Below are 12,938 nucleotides of genomic sequence, written 5' to 3' on the forward strand. Positions count from 1 at the left end.
CTTAACCACCACGCTTTTGATTATCCAGTACCTGTTTGAGTTCCTGAGGGCTTTGGTAGCCCGGGATCATCATTCCGCTATCGGTCAGAATGGCGGGCGTGCCCTGAATGCCGAACAGAATGCCGAGTTTATACTGCTGACCAATGTCAGTTTTGCATGACGCAGGCGCCTCCATCTTCGGCGCATCACCTTTCATCGCGTCATCGAAGGCTTTGTTACGATCGGCGCTGCACCAGACCGCTTTCATGGCGCTGGCGACATTACCGTTCATCCCTTCGCGTGGGAAAGCAAGATAACGAACCGTGATGCCCAGCGCATTGTAATCGGCCATCTGCTCGTGCAGCTTGTGACAATAGCCACAGGTAATGTCCGTGAACACCGTGACCACATGCTGCTCTTTTGGCGCTTTATAGATGATCATCTCCGGAACCAGCGCGTCGACCTTTTTATCCAGCAGCGTATTGGTCACGTTCACCGGTTGCGTGCCGCTGACATCATAAAGGGGACCCTGGATCATGTGCTTACCATCATCGGTCACATACAGGACGCCGCTTTCGCTGAGCACGGTTTTGAAGCCTGGCAGCGGAGACGGCTGAATCTCGGTCTGGTGTAAACCCAGCTTTTTCAGGGAAAGCTGAATAGCGCTGTCATCAGCGTGGGTTAAACCGGAAAAGGCGCTGACCAGCAGCGCCAGCGTGGCAACATGTTTGTTCATTGTTTTCCTTATATCCGTCGGTCATGCACGCGGATGATGCTGTTGATGTAACAGTCGCAGACGTTCCGTGGCGACGTGAGTATAAATCTGGGTCGTGGAGAGATCGCTGTGTCCCAGTAACATCTGTACGACACGCAAGTCTGCTCCGTGGTTCAGCAAATGTGTGGCAAAGGCGTGGCGCAGCACATGGGGCGACAGCTTTTCGCTGTCAATGCCTGCCAGCGTGGCGTAGTGCTTGATTCGGTGCCAGAACGTCTGCCGCGTCATTTGCTGCGCGCGGCTACTGGGGAAGAACACATCCAGCGTTTGCCCGTTGAGCAACCACGGACGACCATGTTCCATATAATATTCCAGCCAGTAAACCGCCTCTTCACCTAATGGCACCAGGCGCTCTTTATTGCCCTTACCGATCACCCGCACCACGCCCTGACGCAGGCTGACGTCGTTCAGGGTTAATCCCACCAGCTCCGAAACACGCAGCCCGGTGGCATACAATAATTCCAGCATGGCTTTATCGCGCAGTTCCAGCGGCACGTTGACATCCGGAGCCTGCAGTAAACGCTCGACCTGTGCCTCGCTCAGATCTTTGGGCAGCCGCTGGGGCAGCTTTGGCGCGGCCAGTTGGGCGCTGGGATCGTCCACACGAATCTTTTCACGGTACAGGTACTGAAACAGGCGGCGCATAGCGCTGAGCAGACGCGCTGAGCTGGTGGCCTTATAGCCGCCTTCCAGTCGCTCTGCGAGAAACTGTTGCAGATCCTGCGGGCTTAATGACACCAGCGTCAGGCCGTGATGCGCCAGCCAGCCGGTGAGCGTTTGCAGATCCTGTCGATAGGAGGACAAGGTATTTTGCGCCAGATTGCGCTCAATCCACAGCGCGTCAAGAAACTGTTCTGTCAGTTCGCTGTCTTGCACGTTTTCCCCGCCGTTCAGTCTGAAATCGTGCTCATTATGCCTGATTCACCCCTGCTTCTGATACAATTACGCCAAAGTCTGGATTAACAGAGCACTATCTGCATGAAAATAGGTCTTTTTTACGGTTCCAGTACCTGCTACACCGAAATCGTAGCGGAGAAGATTCGGGATTTTATTGGCGACGAGTTAGTGACGTTGCACAACGTGAAAGATGACGATCCGCGTCTGATGGAAGAGTACGACCTGCTGATTTTGGGCATTCCGACCTGGGACTTCGGCGAGCTACAGGAAGACTGGGAGGCCATCTGGCCGCAGTTGCCCACCCTCAATCTGCATAACAAGATAGTGGCGCTTTACGGCATGGGCGACCAGATTGGCTATGGTGAATGGTTTCTCGACGCGCTGGGTATGCTGCACGACCTGCTGCAACCCATGGGCGTGCAGTTTGTCGGCTACTGGCCGCTGGATGGCTATGAATTTACCAGCCCCAAACCGCTTAGCGCGGATGGCAAACAGTTTGTCGGGCTGGCGCTGGATGACGTCAATCAGTTTGACGTGACGGATGAGCGCGTTGAGCAGTGGTGCGAGCAGATTCTGACGGAAACGGCCGAACGCCTGTAGGCTGTCGGTGTTAACGCGCGCGTTGTCTGTCGCGAAAACAGCAGGCGCGTAAGGCGCGCCATTCAGCAGGCTGCATATTATCCTGCATGAGCCAAAACCGCGTTATCCTGCCTTGAGGGTTCTTCATGACCAGCAACACCGCGCCAGGTAACCAGTAAAGCGGTTGCTGCGTTTGCCAGTGTTCATCCTGCCAGTGCCAGTCACGGGCACTGTCGCGTCGTAGCGCTCCACAGCGCAGACACAAGCGCCTGTCCTGCCGCCATCCTTCCCACACGATGAGGGCGAACAGCACCGGCTTTATCACCCACTCTGCCGCAGACAAGGGCATCAGCCCGACGCCGGCTAGCGTTACCACCAGCGTCAGGGCAAGGATTGTGCGCGCCTGCAACGAGGGATGAAGGTTACATTGCCACCGGGCCGCGTTCACGATTACGCTGCTGAATAAGCTTCACCATGCGTTTCAGCTCGGGATCGGCTGGCTCGCCGTGGTTCATCATCCAGTTGAAAAGGTCCGGATCGTCACTTTTCAGCAGGGCAATGAAAACCTGCTTGTCGGTATCGTTTAACGTGTCATATTCGTACTTGAAGAACGGCATAATAGCGACATCCAGTTCCAGCATGCCACGACGGCAGGCCCATTGAACGCGCGATTTATCATGAATATCCATGCATCAGTTTTCCTGTTTCACATCGTGGCGACTAGTGTAACCTGGATTAACAGCGGCTGCAGGCTCCAGACTTCGTCATGTGCACAACGCCGCAGGATGACGCTTTTTATGGCGTTCATCACGCGTTTTGTGCGCCCTGTTCAGTAAACAGGTTGCAATGCCAGTCTGCTCTTTTACCATTGAAGATATTGTTCCGGATGAACCTTCATACTCAGGATTTATCAATGCCAACATTTACGCTTCCCCCACGTCAACCTGCGGCCTCATCGCGTCTGCCGCTCACGTTAATGTCTCTGGATACCTGGGCTCTGGTGTCTGTAGTGGGCCCTGACAGTACGTCCTATTTGCAGGGTCAGTTGACGCTGGATGTCGCCGCGCTGGATGCCGCCCATCATCTGCCCGCCGCCCACTGCGATGCGAAAGGCAAAATGTGGAGCAATCTGCGTCTGTTTCACCGCGGCGAAGGTTATGCCTATTTAGTGCGCCGGGCACTGCGTGATACTCAGTTGCCGGAGCTAAAAAAATACGCCGTATTCTCTAAAGTGACGCTGGCCGCCGATGACGATGTGGTGTTACTGGGCGTTGCCGGTTTCCAGGCTCGCGCGGCGCTGGCCGACCGGTTTGAAGCCCTTCCTGACAGTACCACTCCCGTGGTGCACCAGGGCGAAACCACCCTGCTGTGGTTTGCCCAGCCCGCAGAGCGCTTTTTACTGGTCACCTCGCTTGCTGAGGCAGAAGCACTGAAACAGAAGCTGGCCGAGGATGCTCAGTTAACAGACAGCACACAGTGGCTGGCCCTGGACATTGAAGCCGGTATTCCGGTGATTGAACCTGCGACCAGCGCGCAGTTTATTCCCCAGGCGACTAATTTGCAGGCACTGGACGCGATCAGCTTCAAAAAAGGCTGCTACACCGGGCAGGAGATGGTGGCCCGCGCGAAATACCGTGGCGCCAATAAGCGCGCCCTGTACTGGCTGTCAGGCCAGGCCAGCCATCTGCCTGCCGCAAACGACTCGCTGGAATTGCAGATGGGTGAACGCTGGCGTCGCACAGGTACCGTTCTCGCCGCCGTGCAGCTTGATGATGGCGTGACCTGGGTGCAGGTCGTGATGAATAACGATCTGGAGCCAGACAGCGTATTGCGCGTCGAAGGGGATGAAGGAGGCAAACTCACTATTCAGCCTTTGCCTTATTCGCTGGACGAAAACTGAGTGTCGGGGCGGGAACCTCTCCCGCCCTGTTTCTACATGACGTAGAAATAAATGGCGCAGAAATGACAGATGCAGCCGCCTAACACAAAACCGTGCCAGATGGCGTGATTAAACGGCACGCGGCGCGCCACATAAAAGATCACCCCCAAGGAATAGATGATGCCACCCAGCGCCAACAGCCAGATTCCGCCCGGCGACAGTTTCATCGCCAGTTGATAGACCACCACCAGCGACAGCCATCCCATACAAAGATACGTGACCAGTGACAGCACCTTATAGCGTTCGGCGATCGTCAGTTTAAACAGGATGCCCAGCAGCGCCAGTCCCCAGATGACCGCCATTAATGCGTGAGCCAGCGGTGACTGCAGCCCTGTCATCAAAAACGGCGTATAAGTGCCCGCAATCAACAGATAGATGGCGCAGTGATCCACTTTTTTCAGCACGCGTTTGGCGCGTGAATGACTGACAGCGTGATAAAGCGTGGACGCCAGAAACAGCACGATCATGCTGCCGCCATACAGGCTTGAGCTGACGATGGTGGTGACATCCGCATGGATCGCTGTTGCCTTAACCAGTAGCAGCACTAACCCAACGATTCCAAAGAGGCAACCCAGCCCGTGACTGATACTGTTGGCAATTTCCTCTGCCAGTGGATAGCCCTGCGTGGAAAAATGTTTATGCGTCATAACCTTCCTGCCTGAAAAGTGAGAGCCATTGCAGATTAATCACCAGATAAATTAATCAGAAAAACTTTCAGTGTACAAGTGTAAGCTTAAATTAATTAATGCGGTCAACGCCGGTTCAAATTCTGTTAAAATGCTGACTGGTCAACTATCTGGTGATTTTTTCATGTTCGCGCATCACGATCTTGCCACGCTCAACGATCTGGAATTGCAGGTTTATCAGTACATCATCAGACATCGTGAAAGTGTCAGTTACATGACCATTCGTGAACTGGCGGAGCAGGCCGCCGTGTCAACTACCACCGTGCTGCGTTTCTGTCGCAAAATGCACTGTGAAGGCTGGTCTGAGTTTCGTATCCGTCTGCGGCTGGCCCAGGAACACACGGCCCCAGCTTTACCGGTCTCTGGCCCGGCCGATATGCTGAGTTTTTTTAAAAGCATCAATAATGCTGAATTTGAGCAGGTCATCACCCAGGCAGCCGCGATGATCAGGCAGGCTGAGCGGGTATTTTTTATTGGTGTGGGCACATCAGGGAGCCTGGGAAAATACGGTGCACGTTTTTTTTCGAATGTGGGGAAATTCAGTCATGCTATTGATGATCCTTATTATCCCGTCAGTCCGAGCCTGTATGAAAATGCCCTGGCGATCATCCTTTCTGTCTCGGGCGAAACAGAAGAAGTACTGCGTATCGCCAGCCAGTTTAGCCTGAATAAATGCAAAATTATTGCGGTCACCAACAGTGAAAACTGTTCGCTGGCAAAAATGAGCGACTTTACGGTTTCCTATCACGTCCCGGTTATCCGCCTGGCGGATAACTGCGATATTACCACTCAGGTACCGGCGATTTATATTATCGAATCACTTGGCCGACGGTTAAGCCAGTAAAACACAGCGTTTTTTAGCTGTGACAAATCCCTTTTTTCGCACGGTGTTATACCGTGACTTTATAAAGTGCTTTGCTACACTCAGCCCAATTTTATCTGTATTGGAGAGTGGGTAATGAGCTTACCAGACACATTTTTGTGGGGCGGTGCCGTCGCGGCTCACCAGGTTGAAGGCGGGTGGGATCAGGGTGGAAAAGGTATTAGCATCGCTGACGTGCTGACAGGGGGTGCACACGGCGTGGATCGTGTCATTACCGATGGCGTTCAGCCCGGAAAATTTTACCCTAATCATCAGGCCGTCGAGTTTTACTCACACTATAAGCAGGATATTGCGTTATTTGCGGAGATGGGATTTAAATGCTTCCGTACCTCGATTGCGTGGACGCGTATATTCCCTAATGGCGATGAGCAGCAACCTAACGAAGCCGGCCTGCAGTTTTATGATGACCTGTTTGATGAATTACTGAAATATGGCATCGAACCAGTAATTACCCTTTCCCATTTTGAAATGCCCTACCACCTGGTAAAAGAGTATGGCGGCTGGCATAACCGTAAAGTCATCGATTTCTTTGTGCGTTTCAGTGAAGTCGTGCTGGAACGATACAAAAATAAAGTTAAATACTGGATGACCTTTAACGAAATTAATAACCAACGTAACTGGCAATATCCGCTGTTTGGCTACTGCTGTTCCGGCGTTATTTTCACCGACCATGAAAAACCTGAACAGGCGATGTATCAGGTCATGCACCATCAGTTCGTTGCCAGTGCCCGGGTGGTGAAGCGCGGACACGAGATCAACCCGGACTTCAAAATTGGCTGCATGATCGCCATGGTGCCGGTTTATCCGTTCTCCTGCCATCCGGACGATGTCATGCTGGCTAAAGAAGCGATGCATCAACGCTATGTCTTTAGCGATGTACAAATGCGCGGTTACTACCCTGCCTACGCGCTGAAAGAGTGGGAACGCAAAGGCTACCACATTGAGATGCAACCAGAGGATGCAGATACCCTGCGTCAGGGCTGTGCCGATTACATCGGTTTCAGCTATTACATGAGTAATGCCGTGCAGCACAGCGCCAGCGGTGTTGACGACCCCATTACCGGTTTTGACGGGGTGGTCAAAAACCCGCATGTCAGCGCCTCAGACTGGGGCTGGCAGATCGATCCCGTTGGCCTGCGTTATGTGCTGAACGATCTGTACGAACGCTACCAGAAGCCGCTGTTTATCGTGGAAAACGGCTTTGGCGCAATCGACAAACCGAATGCGCAGGGCGTGATCGAAGATGATTACCGCATTGCGTATCTGGCGGTGCATATCGCAGAGATGAAAAAAGCCGTCATTCATGATGGTGTGGATCTCATGGGATATACGCCGTGGGGCTGCATCGATTGTGTATCCTTTACGACCGGCCAGTACGACAAGCGCTACGGTTTCATTCACGTTAATAAAAACGACGATGGCAGCGGTGATTTCTCACGCGCGAAAAAGAAAAGCTTTGCCTGGTATCAGCAGGTTATCGCCAGTAACGGTGAAAAGCTGTAAGTCGGTTGCCGCAGCGTCACGCTGCGGCATGAATTTACCGCCCGCCGGCGGCATCAATGATGCTGCCGGTGATGTAAGAGGCCGCATCGCTGGCCAGCCAGACCACCACTTCTGCAATTTCTTCGGCATGTCCACCACGTCCCATCGGAACGCCGCTCGCCAGTCGGTCGACCCGGCCGGGCTCCCCGCCATCGGCATGCATCCCGGTGTAGATCAGACCGGGCCGCACGCCATTGACGCGAATTCCCTGTTGCGCGACCTCCAGTGACAGACCTTTCGTCAGCGTATCCATCGCGCCCTTCGATGCGGCATAGTCGACATATTCACCGGGAGAACCCGTACGGGCTGCCGCGGAGGAAACGTTCACAATACTGCCGCCCAGTCCTCCCAGGTGCGTTCCCATGCGCCGGACGGCTTCACGACAGCAGAGGAAGGTGCCCGTGACATTTGTGGCAAAAACCTGTTGAATGCGCGCCGCGTCCAGTTGCTCAAGACGGCATTGCTGAAACAGGATACCGGCGTTATTTACCAGCAGCGAGAGCGGCAGGTTCTCCTGATCCAGCCGTTGAAACAGCGCCATGACCTGCGCCTCCTCACTGATATCGGCCTGTACGCTAAAGGCTTCTCCGCCGTTACGCACAATCTCATCCACCACCCGCTGCGCTTCACTTTCGCGCGCGCGATAATTCACGGCCACACGGTAACCCCGTGTCGCCAGTAAAACGGCGGTCGCACGGCCAATGCCGCGACTACCGCCAGTAACAAGCGCGAGTTTCATCTGAGCCTCCATAAAAAAGGGCCGAAAACCGGCCCTCAAAACAGTTGTGTTAACCCGACTCAGGCATAGTCGCTCATCGGTACACATGAGCAGAACAGGTTGCGGTCACCAAAAACATCATCCAGGCGCTTCACTGTTGGCCAGTATTTATTGTGGCTGCCTGCCGGGAAAACGGCCAGCTCGCGGCTGTAAGGATGCGTCCATTCGCCAGTCACTTCCATTTGTGTGTGAGGCGCGTTAACCAGCGGATTATCATCCATTGGCCACTCGCCCTTTTCCACCCGCCCAATTTCCATACGAATCGCCAGCATGGCATCAATAAAGCGGTCCAGCTCCAGTTTGCCTTCCGATTCGGTAGGTTCCACCATCAGCGTGCCCGCGACCGGGAATGACATGGTTGGCGCATGGAAACCGTAGTCGATGAGGCGTTTTGCAATATCCAGTTCACTGATCCCGGTCTGCTCTTTCAGCGGACGAATATCCAGAATACATTCGTGCGCCACACGACCATCGCGCCCGGTATACAGAATCGGATAAGCTGATTTCAGACGGCTGGCGATGTAGTTGGCATTGAGAATCGCCACCGAACTGGCCTGCTTGAGCCCTTCCGCGCCCATCATGCGGATGTACATCCAGCTGATTGGTAAAATGGAAGCACTGCCAAACGGTGCAGCAGAGACAGCGCCCTGCTGTGTCAGCACACCATCATTCTGCACCACGCTGTGACCGGGTACAAACGGTGCCAGATGCGCTTTCACGCCAATAGGTCCCATGCCCGGGCCGCCGCCGCCGTGCGGAATACAGAAAGTTTTGTGCAGGTTAAGGTGCGAAACGTCAGCGCCAATATAACCCGGCGTCGTAATGCCCACCTGGGCATTCATGTTCGCACCGTCCAGGTACACCTGGCCGCCGTACTGATGCACGATCTGGCACACTTCACGAATAGTCTCTTCGTACACGCCGTGCGTGGATGGGTAGGTCACCATGATGCATGACAGTTTATCGCCCGCCTGTGCGGCTTTTTCGCGCAGGTCGCCCAGATCGATATTACCCTGTTTGTCACAGGCCACGACCACCACATCCATGCCCGCCATCTGGGCTGAGGCCGGGTTGGTCCCGTGTGCTGAGCTGGGAATCAGGCAAAGGTGACGTTCACCTTCACCACGGCTTTCATGGTAACGACGAATCGCTAACAGCCCCGCGTATTCCCCCTGTGCACCGGAGTTCGGTTGCATGCAGAGCGCATCGTAACCGGTAAGCTGAACCAGCCACTGGGAAAGCTGGCCAATCATTTGCAGGTAGCCGCCCGCCTGTTCTGCCGGGCAGAACGGATGCATTTCGGCAAATTCAGGCCAGGTGATGGGAATCATCTCTGCGGCAGCGTTAAGCTTCATCGTGCATGAACCCAGCGGAATCATCGCCTGGTTGAGAGCCAGATCTTTTTTCTCCAGGCTGTGCATATAGCGCATCATCTCGGTCTCACTGTGATGGCGATTGAACACAGGGTGAGAGAGGATGTCGCTGACGCGCTGCTGGCTTGCAGGGATTGACTGGCTGTCTGCCGCAACCTGGCTATCAAGTTGATCGATATCCAGACCATGATCATCGCCCAGCAGGATGGCGAACAATGTCGCAACGTCTTCACGACATGTGGTTTCATCCAGCGTGATACCGACAGCGTTATGAATATCACTACGCAGGTTAACGCCGAAACTCAGCGCACGGTTTAACACGGCGGCTTTATCGGTCACGTCCACTGTCAGCGTGTCGAACCAGTGGTGATGACGCAGCTTCAGCCCGCCACGTTGCAGTCCGGCAGCCAGGATATCGGTGAAGCGGTGAATACGTGAAGCGATACGTTTCAGCCCAACAGGTCCGTGGAACACGGCATACAGTCCCGCGATATTGGCCAGCAGCACCTGAGAGGTACAGATATTGGAGTTGGCTTTTTCCCGACGGATATGTTGCTCGCGAGTTTGCATCGCCATACGCAACGCGGTGTTGCCAGCGGCGTCGCGTGAGACACCGATAATACGGCCAGGCATAGAACGCTTGTGTTCATCACGGCTGGCAAAGAAGGCCGCATGAGGACCGCCATAGCCCATTGGTACACCAAAGCGCTGAGCGGAACCGAACACAATATCCGCGCCCTGCTTGCCCGGCGATTCAAGTAACACCAGGGCCATAAAATCCGAGGCCACGCTGACGACCACCTTACGGGTTTTCAGCTCGGCAATCAGGCTGGTGTAATCGTGGACCTCGCCCGTGGTGCCTACCTGCTGAAGCAGGACACCAAACAGATTATCGTGCTCCAGGGCTTTCTCCGCGCTGTCGATAATCAGTTCAAAACCAAAGGTTTCGGCGCGGGTCCGTACCACATCCAGCGTTTGCGGATGGATATCATCAGCGATAAAGAACCGGTTGGCATTTTTCAGTTTGCTGATGCGTTTTGCCATCGCCATCGCTTCGGCCGCCGCGGTGGCTTCATCCAGCAGTGAAGCGGACGCGATATCCATGCCGGTCAGATCAATGGTGACCTGCTGGAAGTTTAGCAGCGCCTCCAGGCGCCCTTGAGAAACTTCGGGCTGATACGGCGTGTAAGCCGTGTACCAGCCCGGATTTTCCAGCATGTTCCGCAGGATAACGGGCGGCGTTATCACCGCACTGTATCCCATGCCGATCCAGGATTTGTAGCGCAGGTTTTGCGCGGCAATCGCTTTTAACTCTGCCAGCGCCTGCTGTTCAGTTGCCGCATCGCCAACGGCGGGCGGACCGGGCAACTGAATGTCGGCGGGAACAATAGAACCAATCAACGACGCCAGAGAGCTGGCACCAATCGCCTCCAGCATAACGGCCTGTTGTTCTGGCGACGGACCAATATGGCGCTCAATAAACGCACCGTTGTGTTCAAGCTGGCTGAGAGTCTGAGTCATGAGCTGTAAATCCTGAATCGGGCTGGGGAACAGAGAGTGCTGGTCAGATATCGGCGGCCTCATCTGGAGGCCGCGCAACGATTACTCGTCAATAGATGCTTTATAGGCATCCGCGTCCAGCAGTGAGTCTAGTTCTGACTCATCGCTGGCTTTGATCTGGAATAACCAGCCGTCCTGATAAGGCTCGCTGTTAACCAGCTCTGGGGAATCATTCAGCGCGTCGTTCACGGCGATAATTTCGCCACTGACAGGAGAATAGATATCGGAAGCCGCTTTTACGGATTCGGCGACGGCGCACTCTTCGCCGGCAGCGAACGTCGCCCCTACTTCTGGCAGGTCCACAAAGACCATATCGCCCAGTAATTCCTGCGCGTGTTCGGTGATGCCGACGGTGTAAGATCCATCCGCATTTTTGCGCAGCCATTCATGACTGTCGCGGTATTTCAACTCAGCTGGCACATTGCTCATCGCCCTTTCTCCTGTAATTATGTTTTACTGCGCAACCGGCTTGCCGGCGCGAACGAAAACGGGTTTAGTCACTTTTACGGGCATTTCACGGTTGCGGATTTCAACGATAGCGTCTTCGCCAATGCCCGCAGGCACGCGGGCCAGCGCAATGCTGTAACCCAACGTTGGTGAGAAAGATCCGCTGGTAATAATGCCCTGCTGCATCTGCCCCTGACTATCCGTAAAACGCACGGGCAGGCCGTTACGCAGTACGCCTTTTTCTGTCAGGATCAGGCCAACCAGTTTTTCAGTGCCTTTTTCGCGCTGACTTTCCAGTGCTTCGCGCCCGATAAAATTGCGGTCCGCCGGTTCCCAGCACAGGGTCCAGCCCATGTTGGCGGCCAGCGGTGAGACGCTTTCATCCATTTCCTGACCGTAAAGATTCATGCCCGCTTCCAGACGCAATGTATCGCGTGCGCCCAGCCCGGCGGGTTTGACGCCCGCGGCGAGCAGGCGCTGCCAGAATGTAACGGCCTGCGCCGCAGGCAGCGCGATCTCATAACCCGCTTCGCCGGTATAACCGGTGGTGGCGATAAACAGCTCCCCGGCCTGGATACCAAAGAACGGCTTCATACCTTGTACAGCCTGACGCTGTGCATCACTGAAGAGCGTTTGTGCTTTTTGCTGGGCCTGTGGGCCCTGCACGGCGATCATCGCCAGATCGTCACGCTCCCGGACTTCCACGCCATAACCCTGCGCATGTTCATTGATCCATGCCAGATCCTTTTCACGCGTCGCAGAGTTCACGACCAGGCGGAAAAACGTCTCATCCATGAAATACACGATCAGATCGTCAATCACGCCGCCCGACGCATTCAGCATGCCGGTGTAAAGCGCTTTGCCGGGTTGCGTCAGCCTCGCGACATCGTTTGCCAGCAGAAAACGCAAAAACTCACGCGTACGTGCACCGTGCAGATCGACGATGGTCATGTGCGAAACATCAAACATGCCTGCGTCGTTGCGAACAGCATGATGTTCATCCAGTTGGGAGCCATAGTGCAGCGGCATCATCCAGCCATGGAAATCCACCATACGCGCACCGTTTTTCTGATGCTGGTCAAACAGAGGTGTGTGCTGAGTCATAACTATCCTGTGCTGAAACAAGTAAGTTTGAAACCACGCCGCCGGGAGCCGACGCAAACGTTCTCTTTGCAATGACGTTACCACTGAACGGGTCGATTAACCATAAGCAAAGCGAGGTCGAACGCAGACGCACAGCCTAATCGCGCAAAAGAAAAAGCAGGACAAAAGACTGTAATTTTGTGATTAAACACACAACAAATACGACCTATTCATTTTTTTACAGCCATTTTATTCGTACCGACACGCAAGATGTTAAAAAAATAGCGAAGCAAAAATGGCGTCGAATAAAAATAAGTAATGCGAAACATCACGCAAAATTAGAATAAATCAAATGAGGCGCTGCAACGGTGCAGGACTGCATTTTTACGGTGCAGTCCTTTTTTAAAATAAAAAAGC

13 protein-coding genes are annotated in these 12,938 nt (G+C 54.2%); 4 read left to right on the forward strand and 9 right to left on the reverse strand.

The genetic code is table 11. From position 1 onward, the window contains the following. Position 1: 1 nt before the first annotated feature. Together dsbC and xerD are read right to left on the reverse strand one after the other, a co-directional pair. Positions 2-715 carry a bifunctional protein-disulfide isomerase/oxidoreductase DsbC gene (dsbC, locus tag C1N64_RS19320; RefSeq protein ID WP_039338429.1) on the reverse strand — a complete coding sequence of 238 codons (714 nt, stop codon included), beginning with the start codon at positions 713-715 and terminating at the stop codon, positions 2-4. Between the two features lie 21 nt (positions 716-736). Next, positions 737-1,630, reverse strand: coding sequence for a site-specific tyrosine recombinase XerD (gene xerD, locus C1N64_RS19325; RefSeq protein ID WP_033739613.1), 894 nt, complete (start codon positions 1,628-1,630; stop codon positions 737-739). A 102-nt stretch (positions 1,631-1,732) separates the two neighbouring features. On the opposite strand from xerD, the gene fldB reads away from it, so the two are divergent. Then, positions 1,733-2,251 (forward strand): flavodoxin FldB, encoded by a 519-nt coding sequence (gene fldB, locus C1N64_RS19330; protein WP_006120814.1) that lies wholly within the window; start codon positions 1,733-1,735, stop codon positions 2,249-2,251. 10 nt (positions 2,252-2,261) lie between these two features. Here fldB and C1N64_RS19335 read toward each other — a convergent pair whose 3' ends face one another. After that, entirely contained in the window at positions 2,262-2,678 is a 417-nt protein-coding gene (locus C1N64_RS19335) for a protein YgfX (protein ID WP_033739615.1), read from the reverse strand. Continuing rightward, positions 2,653-2,919 (reverse strand): FAD assembly factor SdhE, encoded by a 267-nt coding sequence (gene sdhE / locus C1N64_RS19340; RefSeq protein ID WP_006120816.1) that lies wholly within the window; start codon positions 2,917-2,919, stop codon positions 2,653-2,655. The genes C1N64_RS19335 and sdhE overlap by 26 nt, the downstream gene beginning before the upstream one ends. Before the next feature lie 224 nt (positions 2,920-3,143). Here sdhE and ygfZ point away from each other — a divergent pair, with 224 nt between their 5' ends. Then, positions 3,144-4,130, forward strand: a complete 987-nt coding sequence (gene ygfZ, locus C1N64_RS19345) for a tRNA-modifying protein YgfZ (protein WP_162285990.1) — start codon at positions 3,144-3,146, stop codon at positions 4,128-4,130. Positions 4,131-4,162: 32 nt separating this feature from the next. Here ygfZ and C1N64_RS19350 read toward each other — a convergent pair whose 3' ends face one another. After that, a complete protein-coding gene (locus C1N64_RS19350; protein ID WP_058708966.1) occupies positions 4,163-4,816 on the reverse strand; it encodes a PAQR family membrane homeostasis protein TrhA in 654 nt (217 codons plus the stop codon). A gap of 163 nt (positions 4,817-4,979) precedes the next feature. Between C1N64_RS19350 and C1N64_RS19355 the strand changes: the two genes are divergently transcribed. Then, the gene (locus tag C1N64_RS19355; RefSeq protein ID WP_033739684.1) at positions 4,980-5,699 is read left to right on the forward strand and encodes a MurR/RpiR family transcriptional regulator; all 720 of its coding nucleotides are present in this window, start codon (positions 4,980-4,982) and stop codon (positions 5,697-5,699) included. Positions 5,700-5,813: 114 nt separating this feature from the next. Next, positions 5,814-7,241, forward strand: coding sequence for a 6-phospho-beta-glucosidase (locus C1N64_RS19360; RefSeq protein WP_394515108.1), 1,428 nt, complete (start codon positions 5,814-5,816; stop codon positions 7,239-7,241). A gap of 34 nt (positions 7,242-7,275) precedes the next feature. Here C1N64_RS19360 and C1N64_RS19365 read toward each other — a convergent pair whose 3' ends face one another. From C1N64_RS19365 to gcvT, 4 genes are all read right to left on the reverse strand, one after another. Next, positions 7,276-8,019: an SDR family oxidoreductase gene (locus tag C1N64_RS19365; protein ID WP_033739622.1), complete on the reverse strand. Its 744-nt coding sequence runs from the start codon at positions 8,017-8,019 to the stop codon at positions 7,276-7,278. Positions 8,020-8,078: 59 nt separating this feature from the next. Continuing rightward, positions 8,079-10,952: an aminomethyl-transferring glycine dehydrogenase gene (gene gcvP, locus C1N64_RS19370; protein WP_367143672.1), complete on the reverse strand. Its 2,874-nt coding sequence runs from the start codon at positions 10,950-10,952 to the stop codon at positions 8,079-8,081. 81 nt (positions 10,953-11,033) lie between these two features. After that, positions 11,034-11,420, reverse strand: a complete 387-nt coding sequence (gcvH, locus tag C1N64_RS19375) for a glycine cleavage system protein GcvH (protein WP_033739626.1) — start codon at positions 11,418-11,420, stop codon at positions 11,034-11,036. 24 nt (positions 11,421-11,444) lie between these two features. Then, on the reverse strand, positions 11,445-12,542 hold the full coding sequence (gene gcvT, locus C1N64_RS19380; RefSeq protein WP_367143670.1) for a glycine cleavage system aminomethyltransferase GcvT: 1,098 nt from the start codon (positions 12,540-12,542) through the stop codon (positions 11,445-11,447). Positions 12,543-12,938: the final 396 nt, after the last annotated feature.

The organism is Pantoea sp. SGAir0215 (genome assembly GCF_043543215.1).

Excerpts from the sequence above, each read along its gene's own strand:
- dsbC (WP_039338429.1), bottom strand. The coding sequence starts at position 715 with ATGAACAAACATGTTGCCACGCTGGCGCTGCTGGTCAGCGCCTTTTCC.
- fldB (WP_006120814.1), top strand. The coding sequence starts at position 1,733 with ATGAAAATAGGTCTTTTTTACGGTTCCAGTACCTGCTACACCGAAATC.
- sdhE (WP_006120816.1), bottom strand. The coding sequence starts at position 2,919 with ATGGATATTCATGATAAATCGCGCGTTCAATGGGCCTGCCGTCGTGGC.
- ygfZ (WP_162285990.1), top strand. The coding sequence starts at position 3,144 with ATGCCAACATTTACGCTTCCCCCACGTCAACCTGCGGCCTCATCGCGT.
- C1N64_RS19350 (WP_058708966.1), bottom strand. The coding sequence starts at position 4,816 with ATGACGCATAAACATTTTTCCACGCAGGGCTATCCACTGGCAGAGGAA.
- C1N64_RS19355 (WP_033739684.1), top strand. The coding sequence starts at position 4,980 with ATGTTCGCGCATCACGATCTTGCCACGCTCAACGATCTGGAATTGCAG.
- C1N64_RS19360 (WP_394515108.1), top strand. The coding sequence starts at position 5,814 with ATGAGCTTACCAGACACATTTTTGTGGGGCGGTGCCGTCGCGGCTCAC.
- C1N64_RS19365 (WP_033739622.1), bottom strand. The coding sequence starts at position 8,019 with ATGAAACTCGCGCTTGTTACTGGCGGTAGTCGCGGCATTGGCCGTGCG.
- gcvP (WP_367143672.1), bottom strand. The coding sequence starts at position 10,952 with ATGACTCAGACTCTCAGCCAGCTTGAACACAACGGTGCGTTTATTGAG.
- gcvH (WP_033739626.1), bottom strand. The coding sequence starts at position 11,420 with ATGAGCAATGTGCCAGCTGAGTTGAAATACCGCGACAGTCATGAATGG.
- gcvT (WP_367143670.1), bottom strand. The coding sequence starts at position 12,542 with ATGACTCAGCACACACCTCTGTTTGACCAGCATCAGAAAAACGGTGCG.